Raw genomic sequence first — 20001 nt, forward strand, 5'->3', positions numbered from 1 at the left:
CGCTTCGCTTCGCGAACCTCACTCCCACATTTAAGAGCCACAGCGGAGTTGAGGACGGTATGCCCGCTATCGAGTGCCGCGGCCTCTCCAAGTACTACGGCGACGTCCGGGGGATCGAAGACGTCTCCTTCACCGTCGAGGACGGCGAGGTGTTCGGCTTCCTCGGCCCGAACGGCGCGGGGAAGACGACCGCGATCCGCACGCTTTTGGGGTTCCTGTCGCCGACGGGCGGCGGCGCGACGCTCCTCGGGCGCGACGCCACGGACCCGGTCGCGTCGCGTCGCGCACGCGAGCGGATCGGGTACCTCCCCGGGGATCCGGGGCTCGACCGCGACCGTACGGCCGGCGCGTTCTTAGACCACCAAGCGGCGCTCCGCGGGGAGTCGAGTCGCGACCGCCTCGTCGAACGCTTCGGGCTCGACGAGTCGCGCCGCATCGGCGACCTCTCCCGGGGAAACCGGCAGAAGGTCGCGCTGGTGGCCGCGTTCATGTACGACCCGGAACTCCTGTTGCTCGACGAGTCGACCTCCGGACTCGATCCGCTGATTCAAGAGGAGTTCGCGGGCCTCGTCCGCGAGCGCGTCGGCGACGGGGCGAGCGTCCTCCTCTCGTCCCACGTGCTGGGCGAGGTGGCGGCGTTGTGCGATCGCGTCGGCGTCCTCCGAGAGGGGCACCTCGTCGCGGTCGAGTCGGTCGCGGACCTCCGCTCTCGCGGCGGCAAGCAGGTGCGGATCCGCGTCGCCGAAGACGTCGATCGCGGCGACTTCGAGCTCCGCGGGATCATGAATCTGCGCGTCGGAGAGACCGTCTCGTTCACGTGGACCGGCGAGTACGACGCGCTGGTCGACCTGCTCTCGGGGTACACCGTCCTCGACCTCGACGTCGTCGATGCGCCGCTCGAAGAGGCGTTCATGACGTTCTACGACGGCGACGTTCCGGGACCGATCGGCGGCGGCGAGCGTCAGGAGGCCGAGGCGTCGACCAACCGCGGAGCGCACGCGGATCCGACCGCCGAATCGGGGGGTGACGAGCGATGAGCGACCGCGCGACCCCGTGGCTCGCGATCGCACGGTACGACGCCGCCGGCCGGGCCCGCGGAACGGTCGTGCTGACTGGCCTGCTCTCCTCGTTCCTGTTGGTGTTCCTCGCGTTCTTCCCGTCCGTGGCGACCGCGGACGTCGACCTCGACGCGTACGTCGAGGCGTTCCCGCCCGCGGTCCGGGAGGCGTTCGGGATCATCGCCATCTCATCTATCGAGGGCTTCCTCGCGGTTGAGTTCTACCAGTTCGCCTGGCTCCTGCTGGTCGGGCTGTACCTGGCGTACCTCGCCGGCGGGACGATAGCGGGGGACATCGCCTCCGGTCGCATGGACCTGACGCTGTCGGCGCCCGTCGCGCGACGTGACGTCGTGATCGGTCGGTTTCTCGGACTGGTTCCGCTCGTCGTCCTCCTCAATGTCGTGCTGCCGGTCGTCGCGTACGTCGGCGTCGTCGCGGTCGGCGAGACGATCGCGGTCGAACGCCTCGCGGCGGTCCACGCGCTCGCGGTGCCGTATCACGTGGCGTGCGTCGCGGCGGGTATCGCCGTCTCGACGCTGCTCTCGCGGCCGGGGGTCGCTCAGCGGGTCGCGCTCGGGGGACTGTTCGCGCTGTTCATGTTCGACTCCCTCGTCGCCAGCACCGACTACGCCGCGGCCGGGAACGTCAGCCCGACGGCCCACTACGACCCCTCCGCGGTGTTGGTGTTGGGCGAGTACGACCTCACGGGCGCCGCAGTCCTGCTCGCCGCGACGGCCGTCCTCCTCGCGATCGCTATCGTCCGATTCCGCCGCGCGGACCTCTCGGGATGACCTCCCTCGGCACACGATTTCCGTGACGCGACGCCGTGACGGCCGTCGTCGCGGGCGGTCCGCGATGACGCGGCCGCCTGTCGCCTTTTAGGAAGATACTTCCCTGTCCCTGCCGGATCGGGGAACATGAGTACCTACACGGTGAGTGGACGGTTCCAGAGCCGAGACGGCGACCAGCCGTTCACGAAGGACATCGAGGCGGAGAACGAGGACCTCGCCCGCGAGCGGATCTACACCACGGTCGGGAGCCAGCACAACCGGAAGCGCACCCAGATCGAGATCGAGGAGGTGTCCGAGGCATGATGGGCGGCGGACAACAGCAGCTCCAGCAGCTCTCACAGGAGATCCAGGCGCTCGACGAGGAGATCGAGGCCCTCGAAGGCGAAATCGCCGACTACCGCGAGGAGAAGGCCGACATCGACGACGCCGTCGAGGCCATCAAGACCCTCGACACGGGCGCGACCGTTCAGGTCCCGCTCGGCGGCGGCGCCTACCTCCGCGCGGAGGTCCAGGACATCGACGAGGTCATCGTCTCGCTCGGCGGAAACTACTCCGCGGAGCAGGAGCAGGGCGACGCGATCGACGTCCTCCGGCGCAAGCAGGAGGCGCTCGACGACCGGATCGAGGAGACGCAGGAGGAGGTCGACGAGCTGGAGTCCGAGAGCGACGAGCTCGAACAGCAGGCCCAGCAGATGCAACAGCAGATGCAGCAACAGCAGATGCAGCAGATGCAGCAGGCCGAGGAAGGCGACGGGGAGTAAGACGGAGACTATACCGTGTTCGACGGACTGAAAGACAAGCTCTCCGGCTTCCGCGAGGACGTCGAGGAGTCGACGGAGGCCGAGGAGGACGAGGCCCCGCCCGAGGAAGCGACGACCGCTGAGAGCGGCGCCGACGCGACCGCGGAATCCCCTTCGGCGGTCGACAGCGACGCGGGCGGTTCGGACGAGTCGTCGAACGACGACGAGCCGAGTACCTTCCAGCGCGCGAAGGCGTTCGCGACCGGGCGCATCATCATCGAGGAGGAGGACCTCGAGGAGCCGCTGTGGAACCTCGAGATGGCGCTGCTCGAGAGCGACGTGGAGATGAGCGTCGCCGAGCAGATCCTCGACAGCGTCCGCGAGAGCATGCTCGGCGAGTCCCGCAAGCAGGTCGAGACGACCGGCGAACTCGTCGAGTCTGCGCTCCACGACGCCCTCCTCGACGTCATCGCCGTCGGACAGTTCGACTTCGAAGAGCGGATCGCCGAGGCCGACAAACCCGTCACCATCGTCTTCACCGGCGTCAACGGCGTCGGGAAGACGACGAGCATCGCGAAGCTCTCCGAGTGGCTCGGTGACCGAGGCTACTCATCCGTCCTCGCGAACGGCGACACGTACCGCGCGGGCGCGAACGAGCAGATCCGCGAACACGCCGACCGGCTCGGCCGCGACCTGATCAGCCACGACCAGGGCGGCGATCCGGCGGCCGTCATCTACGACGGCGTCGAGTACGCCGAGGCGAACGACGTCGACGTCGTCCTCGGCGACACGGCGGGGCGGCTCCACACGAGCGACGACCTAATGGCCCAACTGGAGAAGATCGACCGCGTCGTCGACCCGGACATGACGCTGTTCGTCGACGAGGCCGTCGCGGGGCAGGACGCGGTCAACCGCGCGAAAGAGTTCAACGACGCCGCCGCGATCGACGGCGCAATCTTGACGAAGGCCGACGCCGACTCCTCCGGTGGTGCCGCCATTTCGGTCGCGTACGTCACCGGGAAACCGATCCTCTTCCTCGGAACCGGGCAGGGGTACGACGACATCACGCGATTCGACCCTGAGGCTCTCGTCGAGAGCCTCCTCGACGAGGAGTGACCGTCGGGCGGACCGCGCCCACTCTTTCCTTTCGGTCGCCTGAGCCGTTCTCCGCGCTCACCGCACCCGGAGCGCCAGCTCTCGAAGTGGGCGCTCGCGGGGTGGTAGTCTGGTTCGACGCCCGGCGGCTCCGGCGGTACGGGGCCGCCGCCGCTCCCCGCGGGCGAGAGCTTCTCGTACCAAGGCCCGGCCGGGCCACGGTACGTGTCGACGCAGTCGACGAACCGGTTGCGCCGCTCGCGGAATCGCTCGGCGGCTACGTCGCCGCCCCGGTCGCGGGCGCGCTCCCCGAGCGCCGCGGCCGCGCCGGTCCCTTCCGCGAGCGCCCAGCCGTACCGCTCGCCGGAGCCGGGTACCGGCTCGCGGTCCGCCGGCGCCGCCGCGAGGCACGAGGCTACGTCGCGAGAGCGGTCGCCGAAGCCGTTCGCCGCGCGGGACAGCCGTCGGGGTCCGACACAGAGGATGGCGGTGACCGCCGTCCCGGCGAGGACGGACAGGCCGGTGAGGGCGGCACTCTCAGGAGCGCCATCGTCGTTGCCTCACCGTTTTTTTCCGACATGTGAGTGACACGGTGCTTCGCCGTCAGTCGACACGCGGACCGTTCGAGCGGCCGGCCGCGCCGTCGACTATTTTCGGAAGGGTTCAGCCCACCGTGCTCGTGTGCGACCACCCCGGTATCTTCGCGACCGGCCCCACCGTTTGGATATAGCCACATACGATTTACGTGGCTGCGCTCGAACGAAACGAGTCGCTACTGGGACGACGAAATTGGAACCACTCTCACGCGAAGAGTCGGTAGACGTTCGCCTCGTAAACCTCCCGGACCTGATCCCCCCAGTTGTGCGTGTACGTGTCGATCACGTCGTCGGCGACATCGCCGCGGAGGTACTTAACCACTCCGCGGTCGCCGGTTCTGTCGCGGAGGTGCGTCGTGAAGAAGTGGCGGAAGTAGTGGGGCGTGACGTTCTCGTCGGCGCCGCCGCCGGTCCGGTACCACCCCTCCTCGCGGGCGTGCCGCTCGACGACGTGTCTGACCGCCTGCGGTTCCAATCGTTCCCCCCATCCCTCCGCGGTGCCGACGAACAGCGGCTCAGCCGGCGACGGCGAGTCCGGACGCACCGCGAGCCACGCCTTCAGCGCTCTGCGGAGTTCGTCGTCGACCGGGATCACCGTCCCGCGCTTCCGTTTGTTCGCGGCCGTTCGCACCTCCCCGTTCAGCTCCTCGCCGACGGTCGCCTCGGCGGTCACGAAAATCGAGTCCGGCCGTTCGGACAGCGCCGGGCGTCCCCCGAGCGAGTACGCCGCGTTGAGGAGGTCCGGGTCGCTGACCGACAGGTCTCGCAGGTCGAGGTTACACAGCTCGCCGACCCGCATGCCGGTCTTGAGGAGCGTCACCACCAGCGCGCGGTGGAGCGGGTGCCGGATTCCGGCGACGAACGAGCGCATCGCAGAGACCGAGACGTCGCGGCGGGCCGGGTCCTTATCGACGGTCTCGTCCATTTCCTCCATCACCAGCGTCATCGGGTTACCGTCGAAGGCCTTTACCTCCGTCATGTACCCGTAAAACCGGTGGAGGTACGCCGCGTACGTCGCGACCGTGCTGTCGGCGACGTCACCCCGCAGCGAGTGGACGAACGCCATACAGTCGCGGTGCGTCGCGGCCTCCGGATCAACGTCGTCCAAGAACGCCTCGAACCGCCGGAGAACGCGCTCGTACGCCGCCCTGGTCCGGTCCGTCTTTCCGTGGTAGGTGAGGTCTTCGAGGAAGTAGCCGACGGGGTCGTCGGGGTCCGGAGACGCTCTCGCGCTACTCATCGGTCAACACGTACCCCCCTTCTCGGCCGCTGTACCGGATCCGATTGCGCTCCTGTAGCTCGTCGAGGGTCTCCTCCAGTTCGTCCTCCACGTCGCCGACCACCGCTTGGACGAGTTCGTCCCACGAGCGGGGCCCCGATTCGAGAGCCGCGTGGACGCGCTTTTCGAGGTCGCTACCCCCGGGGTCGGCGGGCTCGGAAGGGGGCTCCTCCCGACCTTCCGATCCGGTCGGCGCGAACCCCCTCCGCCCGGCCTGAACCATCGTCCTGACGAACTCGCTCAGCGACATGTCGAGCTCGTCGGCGTGGTCGCGCCACACGTCCTTCTGTTCCGTCGGCACGTACGTCTTCACCGACTGTCGATCGCCTCCCATCGTTCTCGGACGACCGTTCTCGCTGCCGTGACTTCAATCTATCCTAGATTTCTGGATAAGTGACCTTATCTCAGTGAGCAGGACCACATTTTGGCCGGGTTGAGTTTATTATCCAACTCTCTAGCACCATTAGTTCCAACCACTAGTTATACAATCCAAGATATTCGATTGGGACACGCGATTCCCAACGGGCGGCAATGTGAATCTGATCGGCCCCGGATGTCGTCCGTCGGCCCAATCGCTTTCCCCGCTCTGCGCGAGCCGTTCGGTGCGGCGACGAGAGTCGTAGTGCGAGAACGCTGGGGTAACTGGCGATAGTACTCGGCGGGTGCCGGTTCGAAACGGCACACATCGGCGCCGGACGTCGTCGCGACTCGAACGCGTACATCTCATGCCGCTATACTATCTCTGGTATCAGACGCGGATCTCCGAGTCGGCCGCCTCTCGTTCGAGCGCCCAGAGGACGCGGGAGACCGAATCGTCGGCCTCGGCCGCGTTACGCATCAGGACCGTCTCGCTCGGGAAGAGGTGTTCCCCGACGGCGAGTCCGTGTTCGCGCGCCGTCGAGCCGGTGACGGTGAGGTAGACGCCGAGACCGACCCTGGCTATCGCCGCCTCCTCCTCCTCGTCGGCCTCCGGGTAGACGAACTCCACCCCGTCGAGCGCGTCGGTCCCTAACACGGCAGTGACGAGGCGCTCGTACCGCGGCGAGATACACAGCGACCCCTCGTAGTCGGCCAGATACGCGCGGTCGTACGTCTCTCCCGGTCTGCGTCGGTCCTCGCGTCCCATCAGCGTGTGGTACACCGTGTCACCGAGACCGGTCACCACGCGCACGTCGGTGTCGACCGGGTCGATCCGGTCGTTGATGTCCGAGATGTCGCCGAGTCCGCCCCCTCGGATCCCGACGACCTCCTCTAAGACGAGGTCGGCGGAGTCGAATCCGAGCGCGAACTCGTGGGTTCGGAGCGCACGGAACGGTTCCTCGCGGCCGACGAGCTTGACCGTCACGTCGCCGAGATCCACCGTGGCGGCGTCGAACACGATTCGCCGCGGCTTGCCGTCCCGGTCGTCGCGCAGCAGCGTGTACTCCGGTTCGGCCGCCGTCGTCGGGTCAGAGTACTCCGCGAGCCGCTCGTACGGGCCCTCGTCGGCGTCGACCGACCCCTTCGTGACGGCCTTCTCGTATCGGAGCGTGTTGCTCACGCCGTCCGCGAGCCGGTCGAGGCGGTCGTCGCTCGCGACGGTCGCGATCCGCTCTAAGACCGCTTCGAGCGGGCGCCCCTTCCGGGGCACGGCGACCGGGACCGGGTCTGTCATTGCCCCATCTGCGACCGCGCGCGTAAAACGGGTTGCGTTTTTCAACCGGGGTGCCGCCGACGGCGTTCGGCGTCGCCGCTCGATCGTCGAAACGGAGCGGCTACGGGCCGAACGCCTCGTTGAGCCGGGTACGGAACTCGTCGAGCTCGTCGAGGTGGTCGTTGATCTCATCTAGCTCGGCGGCAACGTCGTCGAGGTCCTCTCCGAGCCGGTCCTCGATGTCGGTGAGCCGGCTGTCCACCTCCGCGAGGTCGTCCCACAGGTCGTCGAATTCCTCGTCGAAGCGGGCGAGTCCGGACTCCACGTCGTCGACGCGCTCCGCGACGCCGGCCGCGCGGTCCTCGGCGCTTTCGGCCCGCTCTTCGGCGTTCTCGGCGCGTTCGGCCGCCCTGTCGACCTCCTCGTACAGCGTCTCCACGTCGTCGCCTAGGTCGTCGACCGTCTCCGCGGCGGCGTCCGCCGTCCCCTCCACCCGGTCGACGTCGTCGGCGAGGTCTTCGACGTCGCTCTCGACGGCCGAGACGCCGTCTCGGACCGACTCGACGGTTTCCTCGACGGACGCGACCTCGTCCTCCACGCCGCGCACGTCACCTTCCACGCTGCGAACGTCGTCTTCGACCGCCTGTACGTCGTCTTCGACCGCCTGTACGTCGTCTTCCACGCCGCGCACGTCGTCTTCGACCGCCTGTACGTCGTCTTCCACGCCGCGCACGTCGTCTTCGACCGCATCGAGGTCGGTCTCGACGGTCTCCACGCGCTCGTCGACCGCATCGACCGCGTCGGAGGTCGACGCGACCGCGGAGTCGACGCGGGCGACGTCCGACTCGATCTCCTCGCGATCGTCTTCCGCGTCGTCGAGGCGATCGTCGAGGGCGTCGACCTCGGACTCGACGGCGTCCACACGCTCGTCGATCCCGTCGAGGATCTCTCGGGCGGTCCCCTCGCCGTCGATGAACTCCGCGAGCGCGTCGGCGTACGCCTCGATGTCGGCCACGCTCGACTGGAGTCGAGCGATCCGCACGTCGACGCTGCGCGGCACGCTCGCGTCGAACGCCCTCTCGATGGTCTCGATGTCCTCCTCGTCGGCCGCCCCGGTGCGGATCTCGGCCGCTAACGCGGCCGCGAGACCGCCTTCGCCCGGAAGACTCGCCTCGTCCGTCTCGTCGGTTTCGTCGAGTTCGTCGGCTTCCGTTCCGTCTTCGTCGGCTTCCGTTCCGTCTTCGTCGGCGACTTCCGGCTCGTCTTCGACGGCCGACTCGGCGGCTGTGTCGTCTGTTTCGGGCGTTTCGTCGGGCTCATCGGCAGGGGTTGTCTCTTCGGCTCCGGCCTCGGGTTCGACCGCGGCGCCGACCGATTCCCCCTCATGTGGGGACACCGCGGCCGTCCCGTTGTCGGCGACCGTTCGCGGCTCGGGGGTGTCGGGCTCAGGATCGGCCTCGGTTTCGCGGCCGGCGGCGGCTTCCGTGGCGCTCTCTGCCTCCGGTTCCGGTTCCGCCGCGGGTTCCGGGCCGGGATCGCGGGCCGAGGCGCCCTCACCGGACTCCGCGGGGTCTCCCGCCAACAGTTCGTCCTCTTCCGCCATTCCGGGGAGCGTCGCGCGGTCGCCGGAGAGCACCTCTCGGACGGCGTCCGTGTCGCCGGCGCCGAGGACGTCTTCGATCTCCTCGCCGACCGGCACGTGTTCGATCACCGGCGTGCCGAGGAACCCGTCGAGGTCGGGGTCGTCGTCGCGGATCCCGAACACCGTCTCGACGGTCTCGTCGGGGTCTATCACCCGTTCGAACTCCACGCGGTGGTCCTTGTACGCGGTCCAGTTCTCGCTCTCGTACTCCGGGTGGAACCCCACTCGGTCCATCGGGAACGACTCCGGGATCCGGTCGACGATACGCACCCGTACGGGGTCCTCACGGTGTGAGGAGAGGGTGTACATCACCGCCGGCACGGGGAACGCGTCGTCCGTGAAGGATTTCTCGACGCGGATGCCGTCCTCGTCGACGGTCGTGGCCGCCTCCGCCGTCCGTTCGCTCATACTCCACGGTCCCGGAGCAGGGGCTTAAATTCCACGGGCCGGGTTTCGCCGGTGATAACCGATACGCCGCGAAAACGGCCGCTCAGCTCCCGTCTACAGGTCTATTCGATCGCCGATCTCCACGATCTCCAGCCGATCCGGAGACTCGTAGCTCCGCACGTGGTCGTGGAGCGCGGTCGGGTCGGCGGTCAGCCCCTTCCACATGTCCCAATGGGTCGGGACGAGGCGGTCGAGGCCGAGGTCGTTCGCGGCCGTCGCGATCTCGTTCTCGTCGCTGTACCACTTCGTCTGAACCGGTTCGCCCGTCTCCTTGTCCGGTATCGTGCCCTCCGAGCCGAACGCCAGGATGCCGAGGTCGATGTCGAACCGCTCCGCGAGCCCCTCGAACGTCGGCGACGGCTTGCTGTCCCCGGCGTGGAACACCGTCCCGGCGTCGTGTTCGATCACGTAACCCACCGGATGCGTGGCGTCCGCGTCGCGGGTCTCGACGACGTGAACGGTGAACTCGCCGATCCGCAGCTCGTCGCCCTCCGTCACCTCGGTGAACTGGGCGTCGTCGATCGCGTACTCGTCGGTCCACCGCTCCTCTTCGCGCGCGACCGCGAGCGAGTCGTCGGGCGCGACGAGGTCAGCGTCCGCGTTGGCGAGGATCGGCGCCTGCGAGGGCCCGTGAACGTGATCCGTGTGCTCGTGGGTGGCCAACACCGCGTCCGCGACTTCGACGTCCTCGGGGTCGAAGGGAATCGGGATCATCCGTACCGTCCGCGGCGGGTCGCCCGTGCCCACGTACGGGTCGATCCAGAGGACGGTCCCCTCGCTCCCCTTGATCGCGAAGCCGTTACAGCCTAGGTACCACAGCGCCACCGTGTCGGGGTCGGCGTCCGCGACCGCGCGCGGCAGCCAGTCGCCCCAGTCGGAGTCTGTCATACCCCGTGCTGCGTGAGCGCCGGGGGTAATAATTCCGGAGTGGGTCGGATTCGCTCGGGTGCGTCCAAATTTGTCGGACGCGCGAAGCCGGAATGTCGTTTGAGACGGAACTCGTAAATCGTATATCGCTATATCAAATCTGGGCGACGAGCGACGAGAAACACCCAGTCACGAACGGGCCCTGAGCGGTCGCGACGGCGGTCGCGGCCGTCGGGCGAGGTCACCCGCGAAAGAGTTTGACGACCTCGTCGACGACGTCCGACTCGACGGCGAGGATATACTGTTCTGACGGTTCCAGCAGCGTGTCGGGACCGGCGAGCGACTCTCGGTCCGACGTGGAGATGAGGAGACTCCCGGCCGGAAGGGCGATCTCGTCGAGCCGGCGTCCCGCGACGGGGGCGGACTCGGAGACGGTCACCTCGATGATGTCGAGGTCGGCGGTGGGGAACACGAGCGTTCGGATCTCTTCGCCGGTGAGCATATCGGCCGCGTGGTCGCCGCCGAGCGACTGCGGTAGCAGCGTGGCGTCGACGACCTCGCCGTGTTCCTGTTCGGTCCGCGACTCCGACCTGGCCAGGGTCCGGATAGCCGGCGCGAGGTGGTGCGCGGTCATACAGATATCCGTGTTCGTCTCCGTCTCGTCGGTCAGCGCCGCGATAGCGTCGGCGTTTCGGAGGTCCGCCTGCCTGAGGATCGACTGCTCGGTGGCGTCGCCGTGGATCACGGGGCCGCGGTACGCGTCGGACAGCTTCTCGACGCGGTCCGCGTCCACCGCGATCAGCAGCACCTCGTGGCCCTGTTCGGTGAGGTTCTCCGCAGTCTGGAGTCCGACTCGCCCGCCGCCGGCGATGACGAATCGCTTTGACTGGGTCATCGTGTCGTCCCTCGGCTTCCGACGGCTTTAATCCGGGCCGGATTCCGGCCCTCTGGAACAACTACCAGCGCGCTGCCGCCGGGCGGGCGTATCAGGCCCCGCCACGATTCCGCGACTCCCGAATTCACCCGGGGTATAAAGTGACGAGAGTACCAGTTTCGGGGCGTACGATGGACGATACGGGAATCGGCTTTCACGACCGATGAGCGGAAGCGAGACTCGTTCTCCGGAAGCCGAGCTCGGACTGCTCGACGCGACGATGATCGGCATGGGGGCGATGATCGGTGCCGGCATCTTCGTACTGACCGGACTGGCCGCGGAAATCGCCGGTCCGGCGGCGATCGTCGTCTTCGCGCTCAACGGGGTCGTCACCGCGTTCACCGGCCTGTCGTACGCCGAACTCGCCAGCTCGATCCCGAAGAGCGGCGGCGGGTACGCGTTCGTCCGGGAGATATTCGACGACCTCTCGTCGTTCATCATGGGCTGGATGCTCTGGTTCGCGTACATGATCGCCGGGGCACTCTACGCGCTGGGATTCGCTCCGAACTTCCTCGAACTGCTCCACGTCTACGGGGCCGTCGCTCCGCCGGAGGAGGTCGGTGACGTCATCCTTCCCGTCGTCGGCGCGCAGGTCAGCCCGGGCTTCCTGCTGGCGTTCGTCGCCGTCTTCGTGTTGGTGGCGCTCAACGCCGTCTCAACGGCCGCCAGCGGGAAGGCAGAGACGGTGTTCACGATAATCAAGGTGAGCATCCTCGTGGTGTTCGTCGCCTTCGGGCTGGCGTCACCGATGTTCTCGGGCGCCGAGTTCCAGCCGCTGTTCCCCGCGGGCGGCGGAGCGGGAGCGGTCCTACCGGCGATGGGGCTCACGTTCATCGCCTTCGAGGGGTACGACCTCATCACGACCGTCACGGAGGAGGTCAAGAATCCCCGGGAGAACATTCCGAAGGCGATCTTTGTGAGCCTCGCCGTGACCGTGGTCGTCTACCTGGCCGTGGTCACCGTCGCCGTCGGAACGCTCGGGGCAGAGGGGCTCGCGGAGGCGGGGGAGGCCGGGATCGCCACGGCGGCGACCTCGTTCATGCCGACCGGGCTCCCGATCATCCGGAACGGCGGCGCGCTGGTCGTCTTCGGCGCCGTGTTCTCGACGCTGACGGCGCTAAACGCGGTCGTGATCGCCTCTTCGCGGGTCGCGTTCTCGATGGGACGCGAGGGGCAGTTGCTCCCCTCGTTCGGCCAGATCCACCACCGATACGGGACGCCGTTCGTCGCGATCCTCGCGAGCGCCGTGGTCATGTTGGGCTCCGTCGCGCTGCCGACGCAGAGCGCGGGGAACATGTCGAGCCTCTTCTTCCTGCTCCCGTTCGTCATCGTCAACGTCGCCGCGATCAGGCTGCGACGCGAGCGACCCGACATGAACCGTCCATACGAGATGCCGTTCTATCCGGCCCCGCCGCTGATCGGCATCGCGCTCAACCTGGTCTTGACCGGGGTGCTCGTGGAGTACCTGCTGCGGACGGACCCGTTGGCGCTAGCGCTCAGCGCGGCGTGGATCCTGCTCGGCGGCGCCGCGTATCTCGCGCTCAACAGACTGCGGGCGGAACCGGACGCGGACTCGGCGGCGGCAGACGCGACAGCCATTCCGGAGACGGAGGACTGAATCCATGACGAGTTCACTCGACATCGTGATCGCGGGCGGCGGACGTGTCGGCTTCCAAACGGCTGAGCTACTCGCAGACCACGGCCACGAGGTGACGATCGTCGAGCGGGACGAAGACGTCGTCTCCGAGATCGCAGACGAGTACGTCGCCACGGTGATCCGCGGCGACGCGACGAACCCCGACATCATCGAGCAGGCCGGCGTCGAACGGGCGGACGTCGTCGCGGCGCTCACCGGGGAGACGGGGCTCAACCTCGCGGTCTGTCTGGCCGCCAGGGAGCTCTCTCCGGGGACTCGGACGGTGGCTCGCATCGACCGGGCCGCCGGCGAGGCGTACACGCGGTTCGTCGACGCGGTGTTGTTCCCGGAGCGAGCAGGTGCCCGCGTGGCGGCGAACGAGATCGTCGGTGACGACGTCCAAGCGCTGACGGACGTGACGGGCGACCTCGACATCATGCTCGTCCGCATCGCGGAGGGAGCGCCGGCCGCCGGGAAGTCGCGCACGCAGGTCCGGTTTCCGGACGGTACCCTGGTCGTCTCCGCCGCGGACGCCCAACAGGTCGCCCGTCCCGACACGACGCTCACGCCGGGGAAGCGCTACGTCGTCGCCGTCGAGCCCGGCGTGGCCGACGAGGTGATGAACCTCCTTCAGGGGTGAGCAGGACCGACGTGTACGCCGGCTCCCAGTGACACTCTCTCCACGGGGACGTTCGGGCGGCGCGTGTGTCGTTGCGGCGACGGCCCTCTCGGGTCGCTGTCAGCGTGGGCGACGGGTTGAAGCGCCGTCTGACCGTTGCTAAGCTGTATGCGTGACGACGACCTCGGAGCAGGCGGAGCGGCCGCCGACGCCGCGACCGACCCGGCCGAACCTGCCCGTCACACGACCGTTCGGGACGCCGAGTGAGCGTCCGATGGCAGTCCGTGCGCTACGTTCTCTCGTCGCTATCCTCGTCGGACCGCACGAGCTCGCGCACGCGGCGGTGGCGCGACTGGCCGGCATGCCCCCCGAGATCACGCTTCTCCCGGAACACGCGAGCGGGATTCCCTTGGGGCAGTTCGACGCGACGATTCCGCCGTCGACGTCGACGAGCGTCATTCGGGTCTGCGCGCTCGCGCCGCTCCCGATCAACCTCGCCGTCGCCGTCGGAGTGGGGACCGCGCTGCCGGCGGACTCCCCGCTCGCGGTCGCGTTGTTTCCGCTGATCGCGTACTGGGCCACGCTCTCGGGCGGGGACGTGGCCGTCGCGGCGAACCCGGTGGCGGCGCGGAACGCGGGTCGGTTTCGCGCGCCGGGACGGTGGTGGCAGACGGTCGCGTCGCTCCTGCTCGTGCCCCCAGTGGCGGTCGCCGTCGCGGTGTCGCTGCTCGTCGACCTCCCACCGCCGGTCCCCCCCTAGCGGCCACTCCGCCGGACCCGCGTCGGCACCGGTCGCGTAACGAGCGGTCGGCCGGCTGCGAGGGCCTTTCGCGGTCGATACGGGCCGATCGCGACCGAGGATTTAATCCTCCGCAATTAGTATGTTATACTGTACCATGTGTCACGGACGCACTCCGCGAGAGTGGACGCGAGACGAAGAGGCGACGACCGAGGAGACCGCCGAAGACCCGTCGCTGTCCGAACCCGACGAGGCGACGGACGTCGAGATCCTCACGGACGGCGGCGACGACGAGTAACCCGGCGGTCGACTCGCCGGTCGCCGTCGCGCCACTGCTTTTTCGAGGCGATGCCGACCACCGACCGCCGCCGCCGCGATCCGTGAGGAACGCTTAGGAGCGATCCGGTACATGGATCCCGCATGGAGCTACGCCCCGACCTGAGCGGACGGACCGCCCTCGTGACCGGCAGCGCGAAGCGCGTCGGCCGCGAGCTATTGCTTTCGATCGCCGACTGCGGCGCCGACGTCGTGGTACACTACAACGAGAGCGAGGCGGCGGCGACCGCCACCGCCGAGGAGGTCCGCGAGCGAGGCGGGACCGCAGTCACCGCTCAAGCCGACATCACCGACCCGGACGCCGTCGACGAGCTGTTCGACACGGTGGAGGCCGAGGTTGGGTCGGTCGACATCCTCGTCAACAACGTCGGCGACTTCGACGCTCGCCACTGGAGCGACATCGAGTGGGAGTCGTGGCGGAACGTGGTCGAGACGACGTTCTACGGCACGGTGCTCTGCTCGCGTCGGGCCCTGCCCGCCATGCGCGACCAGGGGTGGGGCCGAATCGTGAACCTCGGCTTCGCCGACAGCGACCGGATGCACGCCCACCCCGTGAACTTCCCCTACTTCGTCGCGAAGACGGGCGTGCTCATGTTCACGCGGATGCTGGCGGCGGACACCAGCGACGACGGGATCACGGTCAACGCCGTCTCGCCGTTCGCCGTCTCGAACACCGAGGCCGGCGTCGAGGACTTCCCCCGCGGCCGCCCGGCGGGCTTCGAGGACGTCGCCGCGCCGCTCCGGTTCTTCCTGAGCGACGCGGCCGCGTACGTCAGCGGCGAGAACGTCGCCGTCGACGGCGGGCGACTGCCGGAGTTCGACGCCTGACTGGGAGGACTCCGGCCCGTCACGGTGGCGCCCGCGCCTCCGGCGGGCGACGAGCGGGGCGAACGGACGACCGACCTCGACCGGAGCAACGGTTAATATTATCTGACACGTGAGAGGCGTATGGCTATTCTCGCTGCCATCAGCGACGACGACCGCTACGAGGCGGTGATCGAGACCGCGGCGCGGCTGGCCCAGGCGACCGGTCAGTCGCTGACGGTCGCCCACGTCATCAGCAACGCGAGCGCGTCTGGGGCGGAGCGGAGCTTCCGCGACGAGATCGAGTCGTTCGTCGAGGATATCGGCGTGGGGACGACGGTCACGCTCGAACATCTCGACCGGAGCGGGCTTCGGTCCGGAACGGCGGTCGGGAAACAGCTCGTCGATATGTCGGACGACGTCGCCGTCGAGCACATCGTGATCGGGCACCGGTCGAAGGGCCAGTTGGCGTCGCTCCGAGAGGGGAACACCGCGTTCGCCGTCGCCGAGGGAGTATCGGTGCCGGTGACGATCGTCCCCGGCGCGACGGGCGAGTGAGCGACTGGCACGGGTCGGCTGCCCGCCCCTCGCGGTCCGCGCAGTCACGGGCCGACCGACTGGCGGCGATCGGACCGACGGGGTATCGGCGCCGTCGCTATCGCGTCGACAGCGAGCCCGGCGTCCACTCGGCACCGTCGAGCTCGCGGTGCGTGAACGGGACCGCGTCCTCGCCGCTGTAGCTCGCGACGAGGTGGCCGTCGCCCTCGAGGTAGTACTTGTACGTGGTGAGCCCCGCCAGTCCGACCGGCCCGCGGGCGTGGATCTTGCCGGTCGAGATGCCGACCTCGGCGCCGAGCCCGTAGCGGTAGCCGTCCGCGAACCGCGTCGACGCGTTGTGGAACACGCTCGCGGCGTCGACGCCGGTCATGAACGTCTCGGCCGTCTCGGCGTCCTCGGTGAGGACCGACTCGGTGTGTTTCGATCCGTGGTCGTTGGCGTGTTCGACCGCGGCGTACACGTCGTCGACGACGGCGATCGACAGTTCGAGGTCGCCGTACTCGGTGTCCCAGTCGTCGTCGGTCGCGGGCTCGATGTCGACGACCTCGCGGGTCCGCCGGTCGCCGCGCAGCTCGACGCCGGCCGCCTCGTACCGCTCGACGAGACCGGGGAGGAACGCGTCGGCGACGGACTCGTGGACGAGCAGCGTCTCGACGGCGTTACACACCGCCGGGTACTGGACCTTCGCGTCGAAGGCGACGGCTTCGGCCATCTCCAAGTCGGCCGCCTCGTCGACGTAGACGTGGCAGATCCCCTCGGTGTGTCCCAACACGGGGATCTGGGTGTTCTCCTGAATGTAGGAGACGAACTCCGAGGAGCCGCGCGGCATGACAAGGTCGACGCGGTCGTCGAGTTCGAGCAGGCGGTCGACCTCCTCGTGCGCCTCGATGAGCGCGGCCCAGCCGTCGGGCAGGTCGGCGGTCGCCTCAACGATCGCCTCGTACAGCACGCGGTTCGACTCGCTGGCCTCGCTGCCTCCTTTGAGGACGACGGCGTTGCCAGACTTCAACGCGAGCGCCGCGATCTGGACCAGGGCGTCGGGCCGCGACTCGAACACGGTCGCGACGACGCCGATCGGCACGGCGACCCGGTACAGCTCCAAGTCCTCGTCGAGCTCGCGCGCCGCGAGCGTCTCCCCGAGCGGGTCGTCCTGTGCGGCGACCGACTCGACCATCGAGGCGATCTCCTCGATCTTCGTCTCGTCGAGCTTCAGGCGGTCGACTAAGGCCTGCGTGTACTCCCCCTCGGCGAGCATCCGCTCCGCCTCCTCGACGTCGACCGCGTTCGCGTCGAGTATCTCGGACTCGCGCTCGCGGATCGCGTCGGCGATCGACCGGAGCGCCTCGTTCCGCGTCGCCTCGTCGGCGTTCGCGAGCTGGAGCGCGGCGCGTTCGGCCCGCCGGGCCAGCTCGTCGGTGTCGGCCTCCACGTCGGTGTCCGGTTCCGTGTCGGTGTCACTCATCGTCGTCACCAGTCTCTGGCACGAATAGCGTGCCCGTCGGCTTACCCGCTACGATCCGCGCTAACACGTCGCGCTCGGCGGAGCCCGCGATGATCGCTGGGATCCCGTTGCGGCTCACGTCGTGGGCGCCCTCCACTTTCGTCCGGATCCCGCCGAAGTCGGTCGCGGTGCCGTCGCCGACGATCTCGCGGAGCCGCTCGTAGCCGTCGTCGACCGCCTCGATCAGCTCGGCGTCCGCGTCGCGCTTCGGGTTCCCGGTGTAGACGCCGTCGACGTCGGTGAGCGTCACGAGGAGGTCGGCGTCGAGACCGATCGCGATCGACGCCGACAGCATGTCGTTGTCGCCGATCCGGAGCTCGTCGGTCGCCACCGCGTCGTTCTCGTTGACCACGGGGACGACGCCCCACGACAGCAGCTTCTCGACGGTGTTGGTGAAGTTGTCGAACCGCTCCGGCGCGTCGAGGTCCGTGCCCGTCACGAGGATCTGCGCCACGTCCTGGTCGAACCGCTCGAAGCTCTGCGTGTAGTGGCGCATCAACAGCCCCTGTCCGACCGTCGAGAGCGCCTGGCTCTCGGCGATCGAGTCGACCCCGTCGCGCGACTCCGGTCCCACGTCGAGCCGTCCGGTGCCGGCGCCGACCGCCCCCGAGGAGACCAACACGACCTCGGTGCCGCGCTCGCGGAGGTCCATCACGTCGGCGACGAGCTTGTCGAGCTTCACGCGGTCGAGCCGGGAGTCCGCGTCGGTCAGGGAGTTCGTTCCGGCCTTGACGATCACCCGGTCCGCGCCGGCCGCCTCCCGCCGAGCGGCCTCAACGTGCTCGGGGTCTGCCGTGCCGACTCGCTCGACGCTCGCGTCCTCAGGCATCGTCGAAGGCCTCGGCGAGCTCTCGAGAGCGACGCTCCGCGGCCGCGACGGCGTCCTCGACCGCCTCGTCGGCGTCGCTGTCCCAGAGCACGTCCATCCCCTCGATCGTCGTCCCGTTGGGCGAGCAGACCGCGTCGATCAGCTCGTCGACGCTGCGGTCGTCGCGCAACACCGTCTCCGCGGCGCCCTTGAACGTCTGGGCGGCCAGCGTTTCCGCCTGCTCGGGGTCGAGTCCGCTGTCGATCCCGCCCTGCTTCATCGCGTCGATCAGGTAGAAAGCGAACGCGGGGCCGCTGCCGTTGACGGCGGTCGAGACGTGCATCAGCGACTCGTCGACCTCGACGAACTCCCCGACCGCGTCGAGCATCTCGCGGACCTCGTCGGTGAGGCCCGCGTTCGTCGCCGCCGCGGCCATGTCGCCCGTCTCGGCGGCGAGGTTGGGCATGATCCTGACGACCGGCGCGTCCGTGCGCTCGGCGACGAACTCGCGTGGGAGCCCCGCCGCCAGCGTCACGAGCTGCTGGTCCGCCCGGAGGTCGAGGTCGTCGAGAACCGCCGGCGCCACGTCGGGCTTCACCGCGAGGACGACGATGTCGGCGTCGCGCGCCGCCGCCACGTCCTCGGTCGTCTCGTCGACGGCGTCTTCGATCGCGGCGAGCGCCTCGGGGTCGAGGTCGATCGCCGTGAGGTGGTACCCCTCCGCGCGGGCAAGCCCCCTGAGCAGGGCGCCGCCCATGTTCCCGCAGCCGATAACGCTCACACGAGTCATTTGGCTCTACGGAGTCGACCGGAGGACATACCAACTGCGGTTTTCGCAAGTTTCCGCGAACGGCCGCCGATCGGCCGCTCCGGACCGCTCAAACGAGATCCGCGTACAGCGAGCGGTACCGGTCGGCGATCGCGTCGAGCGAGAACTCCTCGCTTCGCGCCGCGGCGTTGGCACCGAGTCCCGCCCGGCGGTCGGCGTCGCGGAGCTCGTCTAGCGCGTTGACGAAGCCCTCGACGTTGTCTCCGGGGGCGTCGGTGACGTCCGCGCTCGCGGCGCCGTCTCCACCGCCCTCGCTGCCCACCTTCAGACATTCCTCGCCGTCTTCCAGCCACGAGAACGTCTCGATGTCGCGCACGACGAGGGGTTTCCCGGCCGCCATCGCCTCCAGCAGCGCGATCCCCTCGTTCTCCTCGTGGGTCGGGAAACAGAACACGTCGCCCGCGGCGTACGCGCCTCGGATGTCGTCGACGAACCCCGTGAACGTACAGTTCGACGGCGCCTCGTCGATGAGCCGCTTCGTCTCGCGGCCCTTCAGCGATCGGTCGACGTGGCCGAACCACGCGAAGTCGACGTCCGGCATCCGATGGGCCGTCTCGACGAACGTCTCTAACCCCTTCCGCTTGATCACGTGGCCGACCATGAACACCGTCGGCGGGTCGAGGTCGTAGCGCTCGCGGTACTCCGCTTCCAGCGACTCGAAGCCGTCGAGCTTCTCGCGGTCGACCCCGTTCGAGACGACCGTCGTCGGCACGTCCGCGTACCCGCGGATCACGTCGCGGTTGTACTCGGAGGGACAGACGAGCCGGTCTGCGAGCCCGTACGCGCGCCGGAGGTACGGCTTCAGCGGTCGCGCGAGCGCGTTCGTGAACCGGAAGCTGTCGCCGAAGTCCTCGGCGGTGACGTGGGTGTGCGCGACGACGGGCACGCCCGCCTTCCGGGCGCGCCGCGCGTACCAGACCGAGCGCGGGCCCATCAGATTGAGGTGGAGTACGTCGGCGTCCAGCGTCGGCTCCGTGGTGTACTCGATCCCGACCCGGTCGAACATCTTGCGCTGGTGGTCGACGGACGCGGCCATCCCGCCGGTGACGTGCTCCTCGAACTCGAAGTAGTGGCTGACCTTCATCGGAG

At 68.6% G+C, this 20001-nt stretch carries 22 protein-coding genes; 12 read left to right on the forward strand and 10 right to left on the reverse strand.

Annotated features, from left to right (window positions below; all coding sequences use genetic code 11):
- The first annotated feature begins 59 nt into the window (after positions 1-59).
- The 6 genes from B9H04_RS10055 (at position 60) to B9H04_RS18685 (ending at position 4268) form a co-directional block, all read left to right on the forward strand.
- Positions 60-1037 (forward strand): ABC transporter ATP-binding protein, encoded by a 978-nt coding sequence (locus B9H04_RS10055; protein ID WP_049929509.1) that lies wholly within the window; start codon positions 60-62, stop codon positions 1035-1037.
- Positions 1034-1849, forward strand: a complete 816-nt coding sequence (locus B9H04_RS10060; RefSeq protein ID WP_049929510.1) for an ABC transporter permease subunit — start codon at positions 1034-1036, stop codon at positions 1847-1849. The genes B9H04_RS10055 and B9H04_RS10060 overlap by 4 nt, the downstream gene beginning before the upstream one ends.
- Positions 1850-1975: 126 nt before the next feature.
- Positions 1976-2152, forward strand: a complete 177-nt coding sequence (gene rpl18a, locus B9H04_RS10065; RefSeq protein WP_049929511.1) for a 50S ribosomal protein L18Ae — start codon at positions 1976-1978, stop codon at positions 2150-2152.
- Positions 2152-2610 carry a prefoldin subunit alpha gene (pfdA, locus tag B9H04_RS10070; RefSeq protein ID WP_049929512.1) on the forward strand — a complete coding sequence of 153 codons (459 nt, stop codon included), beginning with the start codon at positions 2152-2154 and terminating at the stop codon, positions 2608-2610. Before rpl18a ends, pfdA begins: the two co-directional genes overlap by 1 nt.
- A 15-nt stretch (positions 2611-2625) precedes the next feature.
- A complete protein-coding gene (ftsY, locus tag B9H04_RS10075; protein ID WP_049929513.1) occupies positions 2626-3705 on the forward strand; it encodes a signal recognition particle-docking protein FtsY in 1080 nt (359 codons plus the stop codon).
- A 101-nt stretch (positions 3706-3806) separates the two neighbouring features.
- On the forward strand, positions 3807-4268 hold the full coding sequence (locus B9H04_RS18685; RefSeq protein WP_155120024.1) for a hypothetical protein: 462 nt from the start codon (positions 3807-3809) through the stop codon (positions 4266-4268).
- A gap of 217 nt (positions 4269-4485) precedes the next feature.
- Here the strand turns inward: B9H04_RS18685 and B9H04_RS10090 are convergent, their stop codons facing one another.
- The 6 genes from B9H04_RS10090 to B9H04_RS10115 all read right to left on the reverse strand — a co-directional run bounded on the left by B9H04_RS10090 (position 4486) and on the right by B9H04_RS10115 (position 11043).
- Positions 4486-5520 carry a tyrosine-type recombinase/integrase gene (locus tag B9H04_RS10090; RefSeq protein WP_049929515.1) on the reverse strand — a complete coding sequence of 345 codons (1035 nt, stop codon included), beginning with the start codon at positions 5518-5520 and terminating at the stop codon, positions 4486-4488.
- Positions 5513-5893 carry a DUF5805 domain-containing protein gene (locus B9H04_RS10095; RefSeq protein ID WP_049929516.1) on the reverse strand — a complete coding sequence of 127 codons (381 nt, stop codon included), beginning with the start codon at positions 5891-5893 and terminating at the stop codon, positions 5513-5515. Before B9H04_RS10095 ends, B9H04_RS10090 begins: the two co-directional genes overlap by 8 nt.
- A gap of 414 nt (positions 5894-6307) precedes the next feature.
- On the reverse strand, positions 6308-7213 hold the full coding sequence (locus tag B9H04_RS10100; protein ID WP_049929517.1) for a hypothetical protein: 906 nt from the start codon (positions 7211-7213) through the stop codon (positions 6308-6310).
- Positions 7214-7313: 100 nt separating this feature from the next.
- Positions 7314-9242 carry an alanine-zipper protein gene (locus B9H04_RS10105; protein WP_085682669.1) on the reverse strand — a complete coding sequence of 643 codons (1929 nt, stop codon included), beginning with the start codon at positions 9240-9242 and terminating at the stop codon, positions 7314-7316.
- 93 nt (positions 9243-9335) lie between these two features.
- Complete coding sequence (locus B9H04_RS10110) at positions 9336-10169, reverse strand: MBL fold metallo-hydrolase (protein ID WP_049929519.1); 834 nt, start codon at positions 10167-10169, stop codon at positions 9336-9338.
- A 220-nt stretch (positions 10170-10389) separates the two neighbouring features.
- A complete protein-coding gene (locus B9H04_RS10115; RefSeq protein ID WP_085682670.1) occupies positions 10390-11043 on the reverse strand; it encodes a potassium channel family protein in 654 nt (217 codons plus the stop codon).
- Positions 11044-11245: 202 nt separating this feature from the next.
- Here B9H04_RS10115 and B9H04_RS10120 point away from each other — a divergent pair, with 202 nt between their 5' ends.
- The 6 genes from B9H04_RS10120 to B9H04_RS10140 all read left to right on the forward strand — a co-directional run bounded on the left by B9H04_RS10120 (position 11246) and on the right by B9H04_RS10140 (position 15774).
- Positions 11246-12700: an APC family permease gene (locus B9H04_RS10120; RefSeq protein WP_085682671.1), complete on the forward strand. Its 1455-nt coding sequence runs from the start codon at positions 11246-11248 to the stop codon at positions 12698-12700.
- A 4-nt stretch (positions 12701-12704) separates the two neighbouring features.
- A complete protein-coding gene (locus tag B9H04_RS10125) occupies positions 12705-13358 on the forward strand; it encodes a potassium channel family protein (RefSeq protein ID WP_085682672.1) in 654 nt (217 codons plus the stop codon).
- Positions 13359-13611: 253 nt separating this feature from the next.
- Positions 13612-14097, forward strand: a complete 486-nt coding sequence (locus B9H04_RS10130) for a hypothetical protein (RefSeq protein ID WP_049929523.1) — start codon at positions 13612-13614, stop codon at positions 14095-14097.
- A 136-nt stretch (positions 14098-14233) separates the two neighbouring features.
- Entirely contained in the window at positions 14234-14374 is a 141-nt protein-coding gene (locus B9H04_RS18690; RefSeq protein WP_155120025.1) for a hypothetical protein, read from the forward strand.
- Between the two features lie 122 nt (positions 14375-14496).
- Positions 14497-15240, forward strand: coding sequence for an SDR family NAD(P)-dependent oxidoreductase (locus B9H04_RS10135; RefSeq protein WP_049929524.1), 744 nt, complete (start codon positions 14497-14499; stop codon positions 15238-15240).
- Between the two features lie 120 nt (positions 15241-15360).
- A complete protein-coding gene (locus B9H04_RS10140; RefSeq protein WP_049929526.1) occupies positions 15361-15774 on the forward strand; it encodes a universal stress protein in 414 nt (137 codons plus the stop codon).
- A 97-nt stretch (positions 15775-15871) separates the two neighbouring features.
- Here the strand turns inward: B9H04_RS10140 and B9H04_RS10145 are convergent, their stop codons facing one another.
- The 4 genes from B9H04_RS10145 to B9H04_RS10160 all read right to left on the reverse strand — a co-directional run bounded on the left by B9H04_RS10145 (position 15872) and on the right by B9H04_RS10160 (position 19996).
- The gene (locus tag B9H04_RS10145; protein ID WP_049929527.1) at positions 15872-17245 is read right to left on the reverse strand and encodes a glutamate-5-semialdehyde dehydrogenase; all 1374 of its coding nucleotides are present in this window, start codon (positions 17243-17245) and stop codon (positions 15872-15874) included.
- A complete protein-coding gene (proB, locus tag B9H04_RS10150) occupies positions 17229-18104 on the reverse strand; it encodes a glutamate 5-kinase (RefSeq protein WP_049929528.1) in 876 nt (291 codons plus the stop codon). The genes B9H04_RS10145 and proB overlap by 17 nt, the downstream gene beginning before the upstream one ends.
- Positions 18097-18873 (reverse strand): pyrroline-5-carboxylate reductase, encoded by a 777-nt coding sequence (gene proC, locus B9H04_RS10155; RefSeq protein ID WP_080508529.1) that lies wholly within the window; start codon positions 18871-18873, stop codon positions 18097-18099. Before proC ends, proB begins: the two co-directional genes overlap by 8 nt.
- 88 nt (positions 18874-18961) lie before the next feature.
- Entirely contained in the window at positions 18962-19996 is a 1035-nt protein-coding gene (locus tag B9H04_RS10160; protein ID WP_049929531.1) for a glycosyltransferase family 4 protein, read from the reverse strand.
- Positions 19997-20001: the final 5 nt, after the last annotated feature.

Origin of the sequence: Halorubrum ezzemoulense DSM 17463, from assembly GCF_002114285.1 — an archaeon.
Lineage (GTDB): Archaea > Halobacteriota > Halobacteria > Halobacteriales > Haloferacaceae > Halorubrum > Halorubrum ezzemoulense.

Coding starts and splice junctions, on each gene's coding strand:
- B9H04_RS10055 (WP_049929509.1), top strand. CDS start 60: ATGCCCGCTATCGAGTGCCGCGGCCTCTCCAAGTACTACGGCGACGTC.
- B9H04_RS10060 (WP_049929510.1), top strand. CDS start 1,034: ATGAGCGACCGCGCGACCCCGTGGCTCGCGATCGCACGGTACGACGCC.
- rpl18a (WP_049929511.1), top strand. CDS start 1,976: ATGAGTACCTACACGGTGAGTGGACGGTTCCAGAGCCGAGACGGCGAC.
- pfdA (WP_049929512.1), top strand. CDS start 2,152: ATGGGCGGCGGACAACAGCAGCTCCAGCAGCTCTCACAGGAGATCCAG.
- B9H04_RS10090 (WP_049929515.1), bottom strand. CDS start 5,520: ATGAGTAGCGCGAGAGCGTCTCCGGACCCCGACGACCCCGTCGGCTAC.
- B9H04_RS10095 (WP_049929516.1), bottom strand. CDS start 5,893: ATGGGAGGCGATCGACAGTCGGTGAAGACGTACGTGCCGACGGAACAG.
- B9H04_RS10100 (WP_049929517.1), bottom strand. CDS start 7,213: ATGACAGACCCGGTCCCGGTCGCCGTGCCCCGGAAGGGGCGCCCGCTC.
- B9H04_RS10105 (WP_085682669.1), bottom strand. CDS start 9,242: ATGAGCGAACGGACGGCGGAGGCGGCCACGACCGTCGACGAGGACGGC.
- B9H04_RS10110 (WP_049929519.1), bottom strand. CDS start 10,169: ATGACAGACTCCGACTGGGGCGACTGGCTGCCGCGCGCGGTCGCGGAC.
- B9H04_RS10115 (WP_085682670.1), bottom strand. CDS start 11,043: ATGACCCAGTCAAAGCGATTCGTCATCGCCGGCGGCGGGCGAGTCGGA.
- B9H04_RS10120 (WP_085682671.1), top strand. CDS start 11,246: ATGAGCGGAAGCGAGACTCGTTCTCCGGAAGCCGAGCTCGGACTGCTC.
- B9H04_RS10125 (WP_085682672.1), top strand. CDS start 12,705: ATGACGAGTTCACTCGACATCGTGATCGCGGGCGGCGGACGTGTCGGC.
- B9H04_RS10130 (WP_049929523.1), top strand. CDS start 13,612: ATGGCAGTCCGTGCGCTACGTTCTCTCGTCGCTATCCTCGTCGGACCG.
- B9H04_RS18690 (WP_155120025.1), top strand. CDS start 14,234: ATGTGTCACGGACGCACTCCGCGAGAGTGGACGCGAGACGAAGAGGCG.
- B9H04_RS10135 (WP_049929524.1), top strand. CDS start 14,497: ATGGAGCTACGCCCCGACCTGAGCGGACGGACCGCCCTCGTGACCGGC.
- B9H04_RS10140 (WP_049929526.1), top strand. CDS start 15,361: ATGGCTATTCTCGCTGCCATCAGCGACGACGACCGCTACGAGGCGGTG.
- proB (WP_049929528.1), bottom strand. CDS start 18,104: ATGCCTGAGGACGCGAGCGTCGAGCGAGTCGGCACGGCAGACCCCGAG.
- proC (WP_080508529.1), bottom strand. CDS start 18,873: ATGACTCGTGTGAGCGTTATCGGCTGCGGGAACATGGGCGGCGCCCTG.
- B9H04_RS10160 (WP_049929531.1), bottom strand. CDS start 19,996: ATGAAGGTCAGCCACTACTTCGAGTTCGAGGAGCACGTCACCGGCGGG.